Source organism: Paenibacillus sp. GbtcB18 (genome assembly GCF_019091125.1).
Lineage (GTDB): Bacteria > Bacillota > Bacilli > Paenibacillales > NBRC-103111 > Paenibacillus_F > Paenibacillus_F chitinolyticus.
This window is the reverse complement of sequence record NZ_JAGXJX010000002.1, coordinates 323,358-342,129: the sequence shown is the minus strand read 5'-3', so window position 1 is coordinate 342,129 and position 18,772 is coordinate 323,358. Positions and strand designations below refer to the sequence as shown.

The window sequence follows — 18,772 nt, the reverse complement described above, 5'->3', positions numbered from 1 at the left end:
AGACATGTCAGTTGAAAGCTCGGCCGGTTAACGTTTATCCGCCGGTTTGTCGGAGGAAGGATCAGTCGGATGCTCGCCGGAGAGATTGTCCATAATCTCCTCCACGATATCGCTCACGGGATCGGTTGCGGCTTTGTCCTCACGGTCCGGAGGGGTGTTGATGCCGCCCGCTGTATTCGAAGTTTCATTATATATGCCGACATCATCGTTCGATCGCTTATTCATGTAAGAAAACTCCCTTCGCTATAAAATAGACGCGCGGTTTTCGCCGTGACAAGCCGGGTAGCCGGTTTCGTCTCTTTAAGTTAACCGTTCCGAAGCTAATTTAAACCACCTTAAACAAATTATCTAAATTTTCAGACAACTATATTGCAATAAATGATAAGGTATTTTATAATGAAAACAGAAGGAAGAACAAGAGAAAGGGTGAGAAACCATGATAATGATAGTCTGGATCATCATAATCGGATTTATTGTCCTTAAATTGGCTACAAGTGCTTATAATACGCCTAAGAATCGTAAAAACAAGCACCACTATTCCGATTCCGGCAGCAGCGGTTATACGGATTCCGGTTGGAGTTTCTGGGGAGGCGGTTCGGGTTCCGATTGCGATAGCGGAAGCGGAGGAGGAAGCGATTGTTCCGGAGGGGGAGACGGGGGAGGCGGCGGTGGCGATTGAAGCGCACCGGGCGCTTTTTTTAATGTCTGCGGACTTTTACAGGAAAATCAAATAGCTCATGAGGTAATCCCGTTTTAATGAAGAAGCGGTTTTTTTGCGCTGCGTAAAAATAACTAAGAAAATCAGGAGGAAAACTTGCTTCGTCTATTGTTTTGTCCCAAAATAAGGACAGAAAGAAGTTTATCCTACCGAGAGGGGAAGAAGAGATGGCGGTTACAAAATTGGAACACGTGGGTGTAATGGTTACCGATATCGCGAAGTCGATATCATTTTACGAATCGGTCGTAGGATTGAAACTGAAAGATACCGTGACCAACGGGGCGATGAGGCTGGCGTTCCTTGGCTTTGATGTAAAAGGCGAAACGGAAGTCGAGTTAATCGAAGGATACGGCGGAAGCTTAACCGAAGAGGGCCGGGTCCATCATCTGGCTTTTACGGTTGACGATATCGAAGCGGAATTTGAACGTGTCCGCAAGACGGATGTCGTGATGATCGATACGGAAATCACAACGCTGCCGAACGGATCGCGTTATTTCTTTTTTCACGGTCCGGACGGCGAATGGGTGGAATTTTTTCAAAGCACGAGAGCTTGATTTTCCATTCCTGACCTGACCTCATTCATTCCGAGCGTTTTAAGAAAATCCGGTAAGTCGCCCGGATGTTGACAGCGTTTGTATTCCGCGTTATGCTACAAGAAAGTTAATAACTGTGACGGAGACTATGGAGATTCATACGAAGCATCGGATGCTGCACATCCGGTTGGTTTGTCGTGGATCTCTTTTTTTGCGGCTTTTGGCCGAAGGTCTCCCCAGCTTTGCGAATAATGCGGCCGAAGGCCGACAAATGGCTGTTCTGACAGCGGTAGGGAGGATCGGACTTATGTCATCTTATATTATGTCTATCGATCAGGGGACCACAAGTTCACGGGCGATTCTGTTTAATCACGAAGGTCAAATCGTCCATACCGCTCAGCAGGAATTCCCCCAGTATTTCCCCCAGCCGGGATGGGTCGAGCATAACGCCAACGAAATTTGGGCTTCGGTTCTGGCCGTCGTTGCAACCTGTCTGATTGAATCCGGTGTAAAGCCGGAGCAGGTGGCGGGCATCGGCATCACCAACCAACGCGAAACCGCCGTCGTCTGGGATAAAAGAACAGGCGAACCCGTGTATAATGCCATCGTCTGGCAGTCCAGACAAACCCAGCCTATCTGCGACGAACTCAAGCAGCGGGGACTGGAAGAGAAGTTTCGTGATAAAACGGGACTTCTGCTGGACGCTTATTTTTCCGGGACTAAGGTGAAATGGATTCTCGATCATGTGGAGGGTGCCAGAGAGAAGGCGGAACGCGGAGAGCTGCTTTTCGGCACGATCGACACGTGGCTCATCTGGAGGCTGACCGTAGGAGAAGCCCACGTGACGGATTATACCAACGCATCGCGGACTCTGATGTTTAACATCCACGAATTGCGCTGGGACGAAGAGCTGCTGGAGCTGCTGACGATTCCGGCGGCCATGCTGCCCGAAGTCCGTTCCTCCTCGGAAGTATACGCCTATACGAGCGAATCCCATTTCTTCGGCGCGAAAGTGCCGGTAGCGGGCGTCGCGGGTGACCAGCAGGCGGCTTTGTTCGGGCAGGCCTGTTTTGACAAAGGCATGGCCAAAAATACATACGGGACCGGCTGTTTTATGCTTATGAATACCGGAGAACAGGCCGTTACATCCAGCCACGGGCTGCTGACGACGATTGCCTGGGGATTGGACGGCAAAGTCCAATATGCTCTCGAAGGGAGCATATTCGTTGCCGGCTCGGCTATCCAGTGGCTCCGTGACGGGCTGCGCATGATCAAGACGGCCAAAGACACCGAGACCTACGCGGCGCGCGTAGAATCGACGGACGGCGTTTACGTGGTCCCTGCTTTTGTGGGGCTGGGAACTCCCTACTGGGACAGCGACGTGAAAGGAGCGGTTTTCGGGCTGACGCGCGGCACGACCAAGGAACATTTTATCCGGGCGACTCTTGAAGCGCTAGCCTATCAGACGAAGGACGTGCTCGCGGCGATGGAGGCGGACGCCCAGACGAAGCTGAAGAAGCTGCGCGTGGACGGCGGGGCCGTGTCCAACGGCTTCCTGCTTCAGTTCCAGAGCGATATGCTGGGCGTGCCGGTCGAGAAGCCGCTTATCAACGAAACGACCGCGCTCGGGGCCGCTTATTTGGCGGGCCTGGCCGTCGGGTACTGGAAAGACTGCGCCGAAATCGCCGCGCAGTGGTCGGTCGGCGGCACGTTTGAACCGGAAATGCCGGCGCCGCGCAGCGAACAGCTGTACAGCGGCTGGCAGAAAGCGGTGCATGCCGCCATGGCTTTTAAGTAAGCTCCCGGTCTTGGCTTTTCTTACTCCATACAATAGGTCCTCCGGAGGTTGCGTCACAATATCCGACACCGGAGAGGCCTATTTGTGCTGCCCCGGAAAAGCGGCCGGGCTTCCGAACAAGGACGAATTTCCTGTTTTTTACCAGCTTGGTTTGATTCGGAAGACAAACCGGGTAAGAAAAAGGAAGCTGCCGCGTTTAGGCAGAGACATGTTGGCATATCCTAAATTATCGGATCAGGAGGTTTCATAATGCGAAAACCAATTCTGTCCCTGCTTCTCTCTGCAGCCGCCCTAATGACGATGACCGGCTGCGGCAGCGGCAACAACAAAAACGCGGGACCGAACTCCACCGTTACCCCGGAAACGCTGCCTACCGCCGCAACAGCGCCTTCCGCTTCGCCGGGCGCTACACCTTCCGCCTCGCCGTCATCTTCGTCCGAAGTCGAGATTGAGCTTAAGAACGGAGAGGGAAGCGTGGTAGGCACGGCACGGTTTACCCAAGAGAACAAAGGGGTCCGCATCCGGGTTCAGGCTACGAAACTTGCTCCCGGAGAACATGGCCTCCATGTTCATGAAAGCGGCGTCTGCGCCGGGCCGGATTTCAAGACGGCAGGGGGACATTTTAACCCGAACTCCAACATGCACGGGATGGAAAATCCCCAAGGGCCTCACGCGGGGGACCTGCCGAATCTGAAAGCGGAGGCAAACGGAGAAGCCAAGCTGGATACGGTATCGGAAGCTTTTACTCTGGAGAAGGACAAGCCGAATTCGTTGTTGAAGCAGGGAGGAACATCGCTGGTCATCCATGAAAAGCAGGATGATATGAAGTCCGATCCGGCCGGAAATTCGGGTAACCGCATCGCGTGCGGCACGATATCCGAAGGCAAATAGGCGATTAAGCTGGATGGAGGCAAGCAGGCATGATCAAGACCCAGGAACTCAAGCAGCAGATGGACGATCTGTCTAAGCAGAACGATATGCTTCTTGTGGAATTTGAACAATTAAAAAAAATGATTATGAACGGCGGATCTCAAAACTCCGGCGATAGCTCGGGCGGTTCGGCCCGTTCGGACGGCGGCCAGTATGAATCGGGCCAAAGTACGGACGACGGGCAGCAGCAAAGTCAGGATCACAACCAGAATCAAGGCCAGTCGAGAGACGGAGGCAGCCAGTCCGCCAGACGCAGCGCTTCTTCGGGTAACAGGCAGCAGTCCCAGGGCGGTCAAAACCAGCAGGATTCTTCGTCCGGCAGCGGAAATCAGCAAGCCCAAGGCTCTTCCCAGCAGCAAAACGGGAGCTCCGGCAATAACGGAAGCTCTGCCGCCGTTTCAGAAATGGCTAATGATCTCTACGTCATCAAAAATATGGTCGAACAGTTGGAGAGAAAAACGTCCCAATACGTTTCCGAACAGACGAACCAGTCCCTATCGGAGAAGGATGTTGTTAATCTGGTCTTGTATCTGATGAACGGCATGATCGACTGGACCAGTGAATTTGTGGGAAAAAACCAGTCTTCTTCGGGTTCGTCGGGACCGTTGCAATAGCGTGAAAGCCGTGAGAACGGCTTTTTTTTTACCTGAAAAATGGGAAAATCATTGATTCATTCTTTAGAGAATTCGACAAGATACACTTATTTACAGTTATCGGAAGTCCATATAAAGTAATGATAGTGTTGTTTACTCGCAGGGGCTTGACCCGCAAGAACCGGACTATTAGAGAGGATGAGCAGGGAGTATGAGAAACATCGATATTCGAGTCATGAGCAAGCAGCTTGGATTTGGTACCGAATCCTTGGAGTCTTGGCTGACCAAAGATCGGCAGCAGGAAGCGGAAAAACAGCCGGCTTACCGTCCGGAAAGCCTTCGTCCTTGTTACGAGACCAGGCCGTCGGATGAGTTAGTCTCTCTTTCTCTTTAACACGGATGTCAGCAGGATTCGGACCTCAACCTTCTTACTCTGCCACCTTCCTTCCTACAAACGCCCCCCGTCTTAGTACATATCCGACTCCATACCAAAAAAAGCCTCTCCGGAAAGGAGAGGCCGCGAACATCTTCATCCCGCAGCTTGCCGCTAAACGGGTGCCTGGAACATTTGCTTGGCACAGTATTCGATAATGTCACTGCGGCGCACAATTCCGATGAAATTACCTGCGTCATCCACGACCGGCACAAAGTTCTGCACCTTGGCAAGATCAATGAGATCTTCCATGTTCGCATGAATGTGTACCGGTTTATTTCTCATCCGGAGGGGGACTTCCTTGAGCGTATGCCGATGGGCGTTATCGAACGTGATGCCCGGAGAATTTTTCAAAAACCAGAGGAGATCGCCCTCGGTTACCGTTCCCATATATTTTCCATCCTCCGTAAGGATGGGAACCGCCGTATAGCGGTGATATTCCATTCTTTCCAAGGTTTGTCTCAGTGTGGCGTCAATCGTCGTTGTGATGACTTCGAGTTTGGGTAAAAGAAAAAAGGCAATATTCATGAATAATACTCCTTTGCGTAATAAGCGCAATTTATCATTTCTCACGATCTATTATACTATATCGGGGAGTCAGAAACGAATCCGTGGAAGTAGAAGTTTGGAGCAACAGCGGATAAGCCTATAAGAGACTCCGGCCGATCGGGGGCGTTCCGTCTGGACAAGGGTGCGCGGATAAGCTATCATATCTCGTATCGTGTGGACGAAAGGGGAACAAGGGCAGATGGAAATTATTCGCGTTACGACGGACGAACAACTTAAAGAGTGTCTGAGCGTCCGCAAAGAAGTCTTCGTTAATGAGCAGAAAGTGCCGCTGGAACTTGAAATAGACGAGCTGGACGCCTCTCACCAAAGCGGTCATCATTTTCTGATCCGTGAGGGAGGAAAGGCGATCGCGGCTGCCAGATGGAAGCCTTATGAAGAAAACCGGGCGAAATTGCAGCGTATCGCGGTCGTCAAGTCGAGCCGGGGAACCGGCCTCGGGTCCGTACTCGTGCAAGCGATGGAAGCCCACGCCAAAGAACTCGGCTATACGGGAGCGGTTCTGGATGCGCAGTGCCAAGCCGAGCCTTTTTACAAAAAAATCGGGTACGAAACGATTCCCGGGGAGCCGTTCGATGACGCCGGTATCCTTCACGTAAGAATGGTTAAATCTTTATAAACCTCACACCGCGTCCTTGCGCCGGTTAAGCGGATAGCAGGGAGACGATTCCGGTTCGGCAAGGGGAAAGGTCATAATGAACGTCGTGCCTCTGCCGATAAAGCTTTCCACTTCGATCGTACCGTTGTGATCCTGCACAATTTTATGGCAGATGGACAGGCCCAGTCCCGTTCCGCTGTCTTTGGTCGTGAAAAAGGGATTGAAGATCTGGTCCAACTGTTCCGCAGGAATTCCGCTGCCTTGATCTTCGATTTCAAGTACAGCATGGTGATCGCGCTCATATAGGCGGATCGCCATTTTTTTATTGTCTTCCATAGATTCATACGCGTTTTTAAAGAGATTAATGAGCAGCTGCACCATTTTATCCGGGTCCATCCAAATATTCGCCGGTTTTTCCGGTGGATCATACACGATTTCATGACCCAGCCGGGACATCTCGGATAAGGTCAGCGAGATGACGCGCTGTATACAAACCTGCATCGACAGTACTCTGAACTGTACGGCGTGAGGCTTGGAGAACTGGAGAAATTCTGCGGTCAGCTCGCTCATTCTGCTGATTTCGTCCATGATCAAAGGATACCAGGTTTCGATGTTGTAACCGTTCGATTTCGAGATCTGGAGGAACCCTTTGATTGTGGTCAGGGGATTCCTGATTTCATGCGCCATGCCGGAAGCGAGTTCGCCGACGATTCTAAGCTTTTCCGAGCGAAGCATATGTTCCTCGCGCTTCAGCCACATTTCCCGCTTCATGCTGAACAGGCTGTTTTCCGCAACCAGCACGAGATCGTCCTTTGAAGAACCGTCATCGGGCAGCACCGCGATACCGTAAGTGATTTGAATCCCCGTCAATTTGGGGAGTTCGGATCCGAGCTGCTGATCGACGTAGGCCCGCATCGTTTCTTTGTCCTCATACGTAACAGCTACCGCGAACTCGTCTCCTCCGTACCTGGAAATAAAAGCCGCCTGTGAAAATTTAATTTTCAGCAGATCCGCGATCTGCTTCAGGATCTGGTTGCCCGCTTGAAACCCCTGCGTTTTGTTCATCGCCTTCAGGTCCGTGCAGTCAATCAGGATAAACAGCAGCCGGTTTTCCTTGTCGACTAGGTTATGGAGCATCGCGTGGCACGCTTCGAAATTGGGCAATCCGGTCAAAAAGTCATGGGTCATCAACTGATTTCTTTCCCCGGCTAATTTGTCTCGTTGTCTAAATGTGTTGAATACCGTCAAAGCGAGTCCCATAAAGATGGTGAAATTGCTTAAGTAGAGAAGAACCATCCAGTGCGGCGGATAAACGGAGAAGGCGGGAGCGGTGATCAGCGCGATAACGGCAAAGGTGACGAGATTGAGCGTAACGAGCATCCAGACGGTTTTCCGGGACTTGGATTCGTAAACTTCCGAGGCGAGCAGGAGCAAGTAAAGGGTGAAGCACCAATCGGTTTGGCTGCTCCAGTGAAACAGCGTAAGCAGAACCAGTTTGACGGCTGAAAAGGTGAGGGAGGATCCCTTAAGGCCGAGGACGGCGGCAGCGAGGAACAGCAGGCTGAGCGGGTGCCATCCGCTAACGGACAGACCGAGCTTCCACGAAGCGATGCTGATGACCGAGGCATAGAGGATAACGAACCATTTGTAAATCACACAATCCACCCCACTTGAAAAAGGCCGTGCCGCGCGGCGGAGCGAGTGAACAGGGCAGGGCCCACAAGCGCGGAAGGCCAAAGTTTTGGATTAGTACTTTAGTCCTGACTTCGTTAAAAACACGAAAACCAGGCAGGTCACCTGGTTTCTTAAAACGGATGCGGCTTTATAAAGTGTAAATTTGATGCTGCTTGATAAAGGACATTTTTCCCGTTCTGCCGACAAAAGCCGGCATATTGTCCCCATAGTGCATAAGCCGAATCCTGGATTGGACCGATTCGGGGAGCGTGAGCAGCTCTTGGAGCGTGGCGTGAACGACGCCGGGCCCTTCCAACTGACAGTCGTGGAAAATATGGCGGCAGTCTCTTTGCCCGACGACTTCGTTTAAAATCAGCTCGGGCTGAAAAATCATATCGGCACTGTAGAAAATGGTGTCGTTAACGAATAGGGAGAAGCTGGGCTTGCCGGCGATATGAGGCGTCCGGATAATTTCGATACGGAATCCCGTATGAATTTCAGAAGGCCGGCCTTCTTCGAGCAGTTCGACGTCGAAATAATCCGCCAAGCGGTTTAAATTTTCTCCGGTGTTCTCCATTCCGCCCTTCAAGGTATGTTCCCAGACAGGGGCCTCCAGCGCCGCGGGCAGCAGCAGTCTGAGCTTTCGCCCGTATACGTAACGCATTTGCAGGGCCAGTTCTTCAAGCCCGCCGACGTGATCGGAGTGAAGATGCGTAATCAGGACAGCGTCCAGTTCATCCGGCTTCATATTCAGCTCATGCAGAGCGCGCGGTGCCGTATTCCCGGCATCGACCAGGAGAGTAAAACCGCTGCAAGTCCAAAGTGCATTGTTGTTATAATATTTCTTGGCAAACGCACTGCCGGTTCCGATCATTTGCAGCTGCAAGCTCACAGAATAAGCCTCCGATCTGTAGAGTGACGTACTATCCACACTCTAGCACGGAAAAAGTTGGATTTCAACCGCTTTCATCTGTCAAATCCATGCGACATTCAAGTAAAACGGCTTCTTCCCGAAGCCAAGGAGTGGTATAATAAAGGATGAAAGAACTGCAGTGATGTGAGGGAAGGAAGGGATAGAAGTTGGCTTTCTCGTTGGGTTCGAATTTACACGCGATTTCCCTGTTCGGAACGCTTGGTATGGCGCTTCTCGTAATTGCCATCCGGATGAAAGCGTCCAAGCGGCCTATAAACGCGATGAAAATATTAATGCCGCCAATCGGCATGAGCACGGGGTTTCTTATGTTCGTCGCTCCGTTGACTAGAATACCGGTTACTTGGGGATTGATCGCTTTTGCGGTGGGAGCGGTCGTGTTCGCCTATCCGTTAATTCGGACATCCGGATTTTCCAAGCAGGGCGATCATGTGTATCTTCATCGTTCGAAAGCGTTTTTAATCATTTTGGTCGTCCTGCTTGCCATCCGCTTGTTTCTTCATTCGTACGTGGAGGAATACGTTACCGTGTACCAGACGGCTTCCGTGTTCTTTATCCTGGCATTCGGAATGCTGCTTCCTTGGCGGGTGGCCATGTACGTGCAGTACCGCAAACTGATGAACAGCTGAGTTCGGCGAGCCGCTTTACGGCCTGAATAAGGTTAGGAGGCGGCCCGTTTTTTCATTTGTTCCACGATGAGGCCATCCAACTGTTGGCTGACTTCGACGACGCGAGGATGATTCAATTCGTATTTGTATTGCGCGGCCATATAAGTCAGGACGCTTTTGAGATATTCGATTTCCAGGTCAAGTGATCGGTTCATGGTTTTGAGCACGAGATCTCCTCCTGCAGGATCGGAATTTATAAAGCCGCGCGACTGAGGCTGCAGACTAGATAGGGTACGGAGAGTGAACGCATTGATATGGATCGTGTGGGGCGTCGTTCTGCTCCTTGTTGCCGGTTTACTTGCTTCGGTCGGCATTGCCGCTTATGTGGGCTGGCAGTTGACGCATCCGAAAAGACAGCCTGTCGACGACTCGCCCGCGAATTACGGGCTTGTTTTCGAAGAGGTGGACATAGCGAGCCGTACGCGAGACATTCTGCTCAGCGGCTGGCATCTGCCTCCTCCCGATACGGCGGTCAGGCCGAACCCGATGACCGTCATTATGTCCCACGGGTACGCCGGAAACCGGCTCGAACGCGGGCTTCCGTCACTCGCGTTAGCGCGGGATCTCATTACAGCGGGTTACCGTGTGATTATGTTCGACTTCCGGAATTCCGGGAAGTCCCAGGGAAGCATGACCTCCGTCGGCTATTACGAAAAGCACGATCTCCTCGGCGTCATCGACTGGGTAACGGAAACATACCCGCATGAAGCCGTAAGTCTGATCGGGTTCTCGATGGGAGCGACGACTTCCCTTCTGGCGGCGGCCGAACATGAGAAAGTTGCCGGGGTGGTGGCGGACAGTCCGTTTCATCATCTCAAAAAATATTTGAAAAGCAATTTGCCGGTATGGTCGGGTCTTCCGAACATCCCGTTTACTCCGCTTATCTTGCTTCTTTTTCCGCCGCTGCTTAAAATCGATCCCGAGGGAGTCGATGCGGTTAAGGCGGTTGAAGCGATCTATCCGAGGCCCGTTCTTTTTATACACAGCAGCGGAGACCGCGCTATTCCCCAAACTTCATCCGAAGAAATGTGGAGGCGCCATCCCGATGCGTTCGATTTCTGGCGGACGGCCGGAGCGCCCCATGTGGGCTCTTACCATTTAGAATCGGCAGAATACGCCCGTCGTGTTATAGCGTTTTTGGAGAAAACGGTTACTGAAAAGACGATACATTCCCGTGAAGTCGTTATATCCTGTAATTCCCATTAACCTCAATTCATTCCTTTTGAATCGGGTTGTCGACAATTTTGCAAAGCATGGATTTATAAGGAAAAATCCTGTGCGGACGGGCGTTTGACCTGTTTCGCTTTCCGTGATACGATACCATCGAAAGATGCAAATTTAAAACGAAACGAGGTTCTACAATGAGCGATCACAAACACGATCATGATCAGGATTGCGGCTGCGGACACGATCACGACCATGAGCATGAAGAAAGCGTGTTTATTGTAACGGACGAAGAAGGCAAAGAGCATGAAATGGTCATGGTGTACACGTTTGACTCTCAGGATCAGCTGTATGCGGTACTGCTGGACAGAAACGATCCCGAAGCGGACGGTGTTATCTTCCGTATAGAAGAAGAGAACGATGACGCCTACCTGGTGAACATCGAAGATGAAGCTGAATGGGAACGCGTCGTAGCGGTCTACAATCAGATTATCGCGGAAGAAAACCGCGAATAGGTTCCGTATCCGGCATACATACGTACGGCAAGCGTGCGTACGATAAAAAATCCCTTTTCCTGTATAAGGAGAAGGGATTTCTGCATTTCTCGTTAAAGTTTGTTATTTGCGGGGATTGAAGTACATCGTACGGCCGTTGAACAGGTCCAGCCGGGCCTTCCAGTGGCGGGCCAAATATTTCCCGAGTTCGTTCGCCTTGGACTTATCCCCGTGTGTTGCGGTATCCGGAAGAACGATCTGGACGTAATGCTGAAGGCTGTCTTCCTGGGCTTCGCTTCCGACACCGAGCACGATGCTGCGGTAACGGGGCGTGGTTCCTTTTAAATAGAACCATTTGCCTTCCCCTTCGGGTTTCGTCTCCACCGTATAGGGAAAGCCGGCCGAATCGTACTCCCAGCCTAGTTGGGCGCCGGTTTTCGAAAGCTGCTCGCGGTAATGCTCGAGCTGGCTCTTCAGTTCGTCCAGGGTGGGGGAAGTCATGGTCGAGCCTGTGACAAAACGGATAAATGCGCTTTGACTCATTGCTTGGCACCTCCAAAACTGCAATCCCCCACATCATAGCATCCGTGGACAATTTTGACAATCTTGCGCTGCTTGGAGCAGAATTAGAAAATCGGCTGCGTTTCCACGATGACTTTGATAAACTGGCAGCTGCGGTCTTCCGGTCCTTTAACAGGCAGCCCGACTTCCACGTGTTCCACGATATAGTCGATGTTTTCCTGCGAGATGACTTCGCCCGGCAGCAGGATCGGAATACCCGGCGGGTACACGTAAATGAATTCGGCAATGATTCTTCCCGCCGATTCCTTGAGCGGAACCACTTCCGTATCGCCATAGAAGGCGTCGCGGGGGATCAGGGAAAGCTGCGGTATTTCCGGGATGATCACGATCAGGTCGTCCTCGGCATTGCCGGTGTAGTGCTTGGCGGACAATTCGCGCAGCGCCTGCAGAAGCACGTCGATGTTATCGGAGGTGTCGCCCGGCGTGACAAGACAAAGAATATTGTACATGTCGCTCATCTCAACCTCGATGTTGTAACGGTCTCTGAGCCAGTTCTCCACATCGTAACCGGTCAGTCCGAGATGACGGATATGAACCGTCACTTTGGTTGCGTCGTAAGCGTAGGTGGCTTCCGTGCCGAGAATTTCTTCCCCGAATGAATACAGGCCGGGGATCTTGTTGATTTCGCTCCGCGCATATTCGGCCAGGGCGATCGTGCGCTCAGCCAGTTCATGGCCGTTCAGGGCCAGATGGCGGCGGGCGGTATCCAGTGAAGCGAGCAGGATATAAGAAGTCGATGTCGTCGTCATCATACTCATGATCGTCTGAATGCGCTTCGGGTTTACGCGGCTTCCCTGCACATTCAGCACGGAGCTTTGCGTTAAAGAGCCGCCGAGCTTATGTACGCTAGTAGCTGCCATATCGGCACCGGCTTCCATTGCGGACATCGGAAGTTTATCATGGAAATGGATAAGCACTCCGTGCGCCTCGTCAACGAGAACGGGAATATCGTAACTGTGAACGAGATCGACAATCTCTTTCAAGTGCGTGCATACGCCGTAGTAGGTAGGGTTGATTACCATAACCCCTTTGGCGTCCGGATGCTTCTCCAGGGCGCGGCGCACGGACTTGGTCGTAATTCCGTGGTCGATCCCGAGGTTCGCGTCGCGAGCGGGCGATACGAAGACCGGTTTGATGCCGGCGAAAATGATAGCGGCCATTACGGATTTATGCACATTCCGCGGTACGATGATTTTGTCTCCTTGACCGGCTACCGACATGATCATGGTCATGATGGCACCGCTCGTGCCTTGGACGGAGAAGAAGGTATGTTCTGCGCCAAAAGCCTGCGCGGCAAGTTTCTGGGCTTCTTCGATAACGCCTGTGGGCTGGTGAAGGTCATCAAGCGGAGCAATATTAATCAAATCGATGGACAGTGCGTTTTCGCCGAGAAATTCCCGGTACTCAGGGTCCATCCCGACTCCTTTTTTGTGACCTGGAATATGGAACTGGATCGGATTTTTCTCCGCATGCGTGCGCAAGGCCGAGAATAGGGGTGTGCGATGTTGATCCATCCGGCAACCCTTCCCTTCTGTGTGGAATTTCTGCGAATCGCTGATACGAATCACGAGATTGAACAAACAAAATAGAGTATAACAAAAACGGACGGGCATGCAAGTATATTTTTTGAAAATAGTTTGTCCATCGTAGGGAAAACCTAACAAAAGAACGCTGCAAGAAAGGGGCTGGAGATAGCGTGATGAATCTGGCCGGTTGGAAAAACAAGGCGGGGGCGGCCGCGCCCTTTGTCGTACAACTGCTGGTTATTATGTTTGTGGTGGAATTCGTGAAGGGGGCGCTCCTTCTAACGATTCTTCCTGTTTATATGAAAACGGTCCTGGGCGCGACGGCATTCGTCGTAGGCTGGTCCCTGGCCGCCCAGTACATCGGGGACAACGTGTTCCGCACGCCGGTCGGATGGCTGATCGACAAAGCCGGCTACCGGTTGTCCATGCTGATCGGCATTCTGCTCTCGGCGAGTTCCGTGCTGATCATGGCGACCTTCACGCATCACGCCTGGATGGTAGCGGCATGCGCCATGCTGGGGATCGGCACGGCTCCGTTGTGGCCGGCCGTCATTGCGGGAACGACCGAGGTCGCGGGAGACAAGGCGAAAGGAACGATCATGAGCGTGGTCTACATGGCATGGCTCAGCGGTACGGGCCTCGGGCCGGTCGTGATCAATTTCTTTATTCACGGGTCCAATTACGGCCCGGCTTACCGGCTGCTGCTCATTTCCATGGGCGTTGTACTCCTGATCGCCCTGTTTCTGCCGCGCAAACCGCTGCTGCGCGAAGACGGGGAAGAGAGCCGGCATGCTCCGGCCGGCGCCGCATTCCCGGCGGGCGTGGCGATGGAAGCGGGCGCCGATCCCCTCGGGGAGGCCGTCACCGCAGCCGGAGGAGGCGCGGCGGCTGCGGCTGCCATGCCGGCCGCCGGAAAGAAGCCGCTCGGGGAGCGCGTGAAGCTTTACTTCGGAGAAGTCCGCGCCTCGCTGCGGGAAATGAACGTCAGCGTGCTGCTGTTTCCGGCGATGTTCATCCAGACGTTCGCGCTGGGAGTTCTGACGCCTATCCTTACGCTGTACGCCCGCGAAGTTCTGCATCTTTCGCCGGGTCAATACAGCATGCTGCTCATTGTCGGGGGAGGAGCGGCAGTGGCACTGCTCGTTCCGGTGGGAAAACTCGTGGACCGCAAGGGCATTAAAGGACTGCTGACCGCCGGGCTTATTTTCAGTTCGGTCTCCCTGCTGGCGCTCGGATTTATTAGGCAGCTTTCGGCCGTTTACGTAGTCGTGGGGCTGCTCGGAATCGGTTATGCGCTTATCATTCCGTCCTGGAATGCTTTGATCGCGTCCTGTGTGCCCAAGGAGAAGAGAGGCGCCGTCTGGGGCTTTTTCCTGACTATTGAAGGGCTTGGCATGATTGTGGGTCCCATCGTTTCGGGTAAGCTGTGGGATGCGTTCGGCCCGTCCGTGCCCTTTACGGTAAGCGGATCGGTGCTGCTGCTTCTGCTTGCGCTCCAGTGGAGAATTTTAGCGAAGAGCCGTGGGAATGCCGCGTACCGGACAGGCTGAACCGGCTTGGACCGCTGCTTGGGGCTCCTTCGCCGGAGCGCTCTTCCGAAAGTCCCGCATACGCTGCGGGACTTTTTTTTATAGAGAGATAAGCCGGTTCCCGAGGGCAAGCCCGTGATGATCCGGTTCGGGAGGAGGGTTATAAATCGGAGCCGATCATGTAAATATCGTAAGAAAACCCATCCAGTACCAGAGGGGCGCTGTGCTATACTGAAAGCAGATCGAAGAGGGGAGGCGGGAAAAGAAGGGGTTGAAACGCCAAAAATTAAAGCGCTTTAATTTTATTTGCTCAATTAAAAGGAGGCTATTGTGATGAAAACCAGGTTAACCCCGCAAAGGCTGCTGCGTAAAAGTCTGCTGTCGGCCGCCCTGCTCGGCGCCGCGTTTGCGCCCGCCATGTATGCCGCCGCGCCCCTTGAATCCGGGGCTTTGGCGGATCAAACAGCCGCCGGCATAGAAGAACAGGCGGCCGGCTCGCTCCGCACCGTATCGTGTTCGTCCGTTTCGTGCCTCCAGAACGCCTTGAAAAACGCGCTGCCCGGGGACCGCATCCTGCTTGCTCCGGGTACGTACAAGGGGACGTTCTCCTCGGCCGTCAACGGCACTAAAGCGAACCCGATTACGATTGAGAGCCGTGACCCGGCCAATCAGACCCTCCTGTCCGGCACGTCAGCGGGAGGCGGATACTGCCTGAAAATTACGGGCGACAACTGGGTGATCAAAAATCTCAAGTTTACGAACGCCCAGAAAGGCATTATTTTGGACCATTCGAACGATACGTTAATTTCCGGGGTCGAAGTGTACGGCATCGGCTATGAAGGTGTGCACTTCCGTGACGGCAGCTCGCGGGGCATTCTCGAAAATTCGTATATTCACGACACGGGTACCGTAAATAAAGGATTCGGAGAAGGCGTATACGTAGGGTCCGCCGAAGGATCCGGCTATAACCAGACCGTAAACGATACGATTATCCGGGGCGTGCGCATCGGGCCCAATGTGACTGCCGAGCATATCGACATCAAGGAAAGAACGAGCGGAACGCTTGTCGAGAACTGTATATTCAACGGTACGGGCATCAGCGGCGAAAACTACGCGGACAGCTTTATCGACGTCAAAGGCAACAATGCCGTAATCCGCAACAACACGGGATGGAGAAACGGCAACACTGTGATTACCGACGCTTTTCAGCTTCATCAGATTGTGGCGGGCTGGGGCGTGAACAATGATTTCTCGGGCAACACCGTCAACCTGGATCAATCTTCGGCTTATGTCATTAACGCTTCACAAGGGACGGAAGCCAAGGCGCACGACAATGTCAGGAATCCGGCGGGGAACATGTACAAGGGCAATGTGACGACCTATTAAGAAACGTGAAACGGCAAAAAGGAGTGCCTCCTGCAGGCACTCCCTTTTATCGTATGGGGCTGAAGCGGCCGGTCCGTTCGTATACGGGGCGGGCAAAAACTCAGGATTCCCGCGCCGGAACGCGCTGCTCGACGTATTTTTCAAGGTCCGGAGCGAGCAGGGCCTGGATGCGGCTGATAAGCTGGCTTTTCGTAATGCCTTTGCTTTCGGCGATCTGCTGGAGCGATTTGCCCTGCCGGAGCTCGCGGTGGAGCTCTTCTTTGCTGATGCCGATGGCCTGGGCGAGTTTTTCCTGATCCGGCTTGAGGCTGTGACGCATTTTTCCGTGCTGGTGACGGTTATGGTGGTCCAGCAGCGCCTTATCCTGCAGCATCCGCTTTAGGTGCTCCGCCATTTTCTGTTTCAGGGCGGCCGCGCGTTCCGCGTCAAGGCGTCCTTCTTTGACCGCCTGATCGATCTTTGAATCGCGGATCGCAAGCAGCTTTGCCGTCAGCTCCTTTTCGCTGATTCCTTTATCTTTGGCCACGTCGGAAAGGCTTTTGCCTTTGTTCAGCGATTCTTTCAAAGAAGTGACGGTGGTGCCGAGAATAGAGGCGGCTTCCTCAAGAATCGGGAGACCGGAGACGCTGCCGTCTTTCGGATTATGTGAGTCCTGGCGTCCGGGCACACCCGGGGACGGGGTTGGCAGACTGAGGACGGCTTCGTCGGGCAGTTCCTCCGGAGAGCCGAAGGCGGCGGCCTGTCTGGCGCCGAGGGATACCGAACCGAGCAGAAAGGCGAGTGCCAGCGTACCGGCCCATTTTTTCTTGGACGGCTGTAAAAACATAGGAAGAACCTCCTCGTAGATCGGATGTCCTTCCTAGTATTTCCCATACGGGAGCGGATTATTTGCGGGCCGCGTTTCTTTTTCAAATGACCGGCGGGTTCACACTTTGTGCGGAATTGCCGATATAGGAGATAGGACCGTCAAGCCGGCGGCTTATCCCCGGGCCGTCCGGTAGAAAGGCATCAGGGACTCGAACGTTTCCTTCGCCATCCGGGTGAATGCATCGCCCTTTTGCAAAATGGGATCCTGCTGATCAACATGCCGTCCGACGAGAAACTCGGCTTTTTTCACATCCCGGAAGCGGACAAGAGCGTCGCCGAACGATTCGGCCGTCAGGTCGCCGGCGGGCACGCTGCGTTTTTGCATATGATCGAACGACAATACATAATGCTCCGGGATGCTCCGGTACAGCTCGTCTTGGCTTGCGAGAAGACGTCCGGCGATCGCCTGCTTGTCCGGCACCTCGTAGATCAGGGCGAACCAGATGAAAACGTGATCGTCGAACAAGCCGATCTGGAAGTGCGGGTGCTGCTTATATCCGCGTTTATTGGCGGCGATTGCCAGCCAGGTGTCTTTGGGCGGGTTTACGGTGCGCCGGGCGTGCTTCGCGATATGCAGATGCATTTCGGTTCCGGCATGCAGGGCGATATCTTCGCACAGGGTTTCGCCGAGTATTTTGAATTTCGGCTGAATGCGTTCCTGGATCGCCTTCATGCGCTCGTCCAGACCTTCAATCGCAAACGTTTCGAAATCGGATGAATCAAACCCCCGGAAAGCGGGGCGAATGGTTGTGGAGTTGGACATGGGACCTCCTGGCATGAATGCTCGTTAAAATTTAAGTAAGGCAGATGAAGCGTGCTTACGTAGTTTACTATACCATAAACGCTTGACAAGGCCATAACGGGGAAGACGCGGCCCGGTAACAGCCGCAATATTCAATCGAAAAGGAGAAAGAACACATGCATATGCCGAGCAAAAAAATGATAGCCGCGGCAGCCGGAGTGCTGATGAGCGTTTCGTTCGCGGCAGGCGTTTACGCCGATGACTGGATTCAGAAGGTGACGGCTTATGTCCGCAGCGATTTTAAGGTAGTCGTGAACGGGACACCGGCCAATTTGAGCAGCCCGGTTCTTATTTACGACAACAACAGCTATCTGCCGCTCAAGGAAATCGCTTCGCGCCTTAACGCGAACGTAAACTGGCAGGATTCCAACCAGACGATCTACGTGAATACCCGGTTGTATCCGCAGCAGCCTGAAACGGGCGATGTCGTATACGACGAGATCATACTGGAAAATCCGACCGCATACATCATGAAATATTTAGGCGGGGATTATCCGGTGCTCGTGACGCTCAGCAAAGGGATGTACTACCGGCAGAGCGACGTTCAGAAGATGGGCATGGATACAAAGGGGCTTCGCAAAGCCAAAGAAAAGTACACCGGAGAGATCTACATCAACGAGACGGAACTCCGGAAAGTTTGGAAAGAAAATCCGATCCTCACATACGGGGAGGAAATGCCTCCGATTATTGCCGGGGAGAAGGATGATTTCAAAATCCGCGCCCTTCGGGGATACGTGAAAGACATGTCGAACTACAAAATCGGCGATACGTACTACTTCCACAATCCGATTTTTATCGAGAAGCTTGAAGAGGCCAATACGTACCGGTATCTGCTGACGGAAAACGGCCAGTATTATCAGGTTATCCTGAAACTGACCGAGATGCAGAAAGATCTTTATATCGTAGGCAGCTCTTCCAAACAACTGCTGGGCAAAACCGCCGTAGACCCGTATTGAGGACGAGAACGGATTCACCGGCC

Annotated in this window: 22 protein-coding genes; 13 read left to right on the top strand and 9 right to left on the bottom strand. The window is 53.0% G+C overall.

What is annotated here, in order from left to right; genetic code table 11:
• Positions 1 to 27: 27 nt before the first annotated feature.
• Positions 28 to 225, bottom strand: a complete 198-nt coding sequence (locus KVT34_RS06855) for a hypothetical protein (RefSeq protein ID WP_217557807.1) — start codon at positions 223 to 225, stop codon at positions 28 to 30.
• A gap of 211 nt (positions 226 to 436) precedes the next feature.
• Here KVT34_RS06855 and KVT34_RS06850 point away from each other — a divergent pair, with 211 nt between their 5' ends.
• The 6 genes from KVT34_RS06850 to KVT34_RS06825 all read left to right on the top strand — a co-directional run bounded on the left by KVT34_RS06850 (position 437) and on the right by KVT34_RS06825 (position 4,966).
• Positions 437 to 679, top strand: coding sequence for a hypothetical protein (locus KVT34_RS06850; RefSeq protein ID WP_217557805.1), 243 nt, complete (start codon positions 437 to 439; stop codon positions 677 to 679).
• A 206-nt stretch (positions 680 to 885) separates the two neighbouring features.
• Positions 886 to 1,272, top strand: a complete 387-nt coding sequence (locus tag KVT34_RS06845; protein ID WP_217557803.1) for a VOC family protein — start codon at positions 886 to 888, stop codon at positions 1,270 to 1,272.
• A gap of 286 nt (positions 1,273 to 1,558) precedes the next feature.
• Complete coding sequence (gene glpK / locus KVT34_RS06840) at positions 1,559 to 3,049, top strand: glycerol kinase GlpK (RefSeq protein WP_217557800.1); 1,491 nt, start codon at positions 1,559 to 1,561, stop codon at positions 3,047 to 3,049.
• A 249-nt stretch (positions 3,050 to 3,298) separates the two neighbouring features.
• A complete protein-coding gene (locus KVT34_RS06835) occupies positions 3,299 to 3,940 on the top strand; it encodes a superoxide dismutase family protein (RefSeq protein WP_217557798.1) in 642 nt (213 codons plus the stop codon).
• Positions 3,941 to 3,969: 29 nt separating this feature from the next.
• A complete protein-coding gene (locus KVT34_RS06830; RefSeq protein ID WP_217557796.1) occupies positions 3,970 to 4,593 on the top strand; it encodes a hypothetical protein in 624 nt (207 codons plus the stop codon).
• Positions 4,594 to 4,783: 190 nt separating this feature from the next.
• On the top strand, positions 4,784 to 4,966 hold the full coding sequence (locus KVT34_RS06825) for a hypothetical protein (protein WP_217557795.1): 183 nt from the start codon (positions 4,784 to 4,786) through the stop codon (positions 4,964 to 4,966).
• 153 nt (positions 4,967 to 5,119) lie between these two features.
• On the opposite strand, the gene KVT34_RS06820 is transcribed toward KVT34_RS06825, so the two are convergent.
• The gene (locus tag KVT34_RS06820; RefSeq protein ID WP_217557793.1) at positions 5,120 to 5,533 is read right to left on the bottom strand and encodes a CBS domain-containing protein; all 414 of its coding nucleotides are present in this window, start codon (positions 5,531 to 5,533) and stop codon (positions 5,120 to 5,122) included.
• Between the two features lie 220 nt (positions 5,534 to 5,753).
• On the opposite strand from KVT34_RS06820, the gene KVT34_RS06815 reads away from it, so the two are divergent.
• The gene (locus KVT34_RS06815) at positions 5,754 to 6,191 is read left to right on the top strand and encodes a GNAT family N-acetyltransferase (RefSeq protein ID WP_217557791.1); all 438 of its coding nucleotides are present in this window, start codon (positions 5,754 to 5,756) and stop codon (positions 6,189 to 6,191) included.
• 3 nt (positions 6,192 to 6,194) lie between these two features.
• Here the strand turns inward: KVT34_RS06815 and KVT34_RS06810 are convergent, their stop codons facing one another.
• Entirely contained in the window at positions 6,195 to 7,826 is a 1,632-nt protein-coding gene (locus KVT34_RS06810; RefSeq protein WP_217557788.1) for an ATP-binding protein, read from the bottom strand.
• A gap of 166 nt (positions 7,827 to 7,992) precedes the next feature.
• Positions 7,993 to 8,736, bottom strand: a complete 744-nt coding sequence (locus KVT34_RS06805; protein ID WP_217557786.1) for an MBL fold metallo-hydrolase — start codon at positions 8,734 to 8,736, stop codon at positions 7,993 to 7,995.
• Between the two features lie 200 nt (positions 8,737 to 8,936).
• On the opposite strand from KVT34_RS06805, the gene KVT34_RS06800 reads away from it, so the two are divergent.
• Positions 8,937 to 9,404 carry a CcdC family protein gene (locus tag KVT34_RS06800; RefSeq protein WP_042232568.1) on the top strand — a complete coding sequence of 156 codons (468 nt, stop codon included), beginning with the start codon at positions 8,937 to 8,939 and terminating at the stop codon, positions 9,402 to 9,404.
• A gap of 32 nt (positions 9,405 to 9,436) precedes the next feature.
• On the opposite strand, the gene KVT34_RS06795 is transcribed toward KVT34_RS06800, so the two are convergent.
• Complete coding sequence (locus KVT34_RS06795) at positions 9,437 to 9,610, bottom strand: aspartyl-phosphate phosphatase Spo0E family protein (protein WP_009671838.1); 174 nt, start codon at positions 9,608 to 9,610, stop codon at positions 9,437 to 9,439.
• A 73-nt stretch (positions 9,611 to 9,683) separates the two neighbouring features.
• Here KVT34_RS06795 and KVT34_RS06790 point away from each other — a divergent pair, with 73 nt between their 5' ends.
• Together KVT34_RS06790 and KVT34_RS06785 are read left to right on the top strand one after the other, a co-directional pair.
• Positions 9,684 to 10,649 (top strand): alpha/beta hydrolase, encoded by a 966-nt coding sequence (locus tag KVT34_RS06790; RefSeq protein ID WP_309244070.1) that lies wholly within the window; start codon positions 9,684 to 9,686, stop codon positions 10,647 to 10,649.
• A 155-nt stretch (positions 10,650 to 10,804) separates the two neighbouring features.
• Positions 10,805 to 11,122, top strand: coding sequence for a DUF1292 domain-containing protein (locus KVT34_RS06785; RefSeq protein ID WP_016423469.1), 318 nt, complete (start codon positions 10,805 to 10,807; stop codon positions 11,120 to 11,122).
• 102 nt (positions 11,123 to 11,224) lie between these two features.
• Here KVT34_RS06785 and KVT34_RS06780 read toward each other — a convergent pair whose 3' ends face one another.
• Both KVT34_RS06780 and KVT34_RS06775 read right to left on the bottom strand, forming a co-directional pair.
• A complete protein-coding gene (locus KVT34_RS06780; protein WP_217557783.1) occupies positions 11,225 to 11,644 on the bottom strand; it encodes a DUF1885 family protein in 420 nt (139 codons plus the stop codon).
• An 83-nt stretch (positions 11,645 to 11,727) separates the two neighbouring features.
• A complete protein-coding gene (locus KVT34_RS06775; protein WP_217557782.1) occupies positions 11,728 to 13,197 on the bottom strand; it encodes an aminotransferase class I/II-fold pyridoxal phosphate-dependent enzyme in 1,470 nt (489 codons plus the stop codon).
• 185 nt (positions 13,198 to 13,382) lie between these two features.
• Here KVT34_RS06775 and KVT34_RS06770 point away from each other — a divergent pair, with 185 nt between their 5' ends.
• Positions 13,383 to 14,759, top strand: coding sequence for an MFS transporter (locus KVT34_RS06770; protein WP_254634635.1), 1,377 nt, complete (start codon positions 13,383 to 13,385; stop codon positions 14,757 to 14,759).
• Between the two features lie 312 nt (positions 14,760 to 15,071).
• Positions 15,072 to 16,124: a right-handed parallel beta-helix repeat-containing protein gene (locus KVT34_RS06765; protein ID WP_217557778.1), complete on the top strand. Its 1,053-nt coding sequence runs from the start codon at positions 15,072 to 15,074 to the stop codon at positions 16,122 to 16,124.
• A 100-nt stretch (positions 16,125 to 16,224) separates the two neighbouring features.
• Here KVT34_RS06765 and KVT34_RS06760 read toward each other — a convergent pair whose 3' ends face one another.
• Both KVT34_RS06760 and KVT34_RS06755 read right to left on the bottom strand, forming a co-directional pair.
• Complete coding sequence (locus tag KVT34_RS06760; protein ID WP_217557776.1) at positions 16,225 to 16,950, bottom strand: hypothetical protein; 726 nt, start codon at positions 16,948 to 16,950, stop codon at positions 16,225 to 16,227.
• 153 nt (positions 16,951 to 17,103) lie between these two features.
• Positions 17,104 to 17,754, bottom strand: a complete 651-nt coding sequence (locus KVT34_RS06755; protein ID WP_217557774.1) for a YktB family protein — start codon at positions 17,752 to 17,754, stop codon at positions 17,104 to 17,106.
• A gap of 155 nt (positions 17,755 to 17,909) precedes the next feature.
• Between KVT34_RS06755 and KVT34_RS06750 the strand changes: the two genes are divergently transcribed.
• A complete protein-coding gene (locus tag KVT34_RS06750) occupies positions 17,910 to 18,749 on the top strand; it encodes a stalk domain-containing protein (RefSeq protein WP_217557772.1) in 840 nt (279 codons plus the stop codon).
• Positions 18,750 to 18,772: the final 23 nt, after the last annotated feature.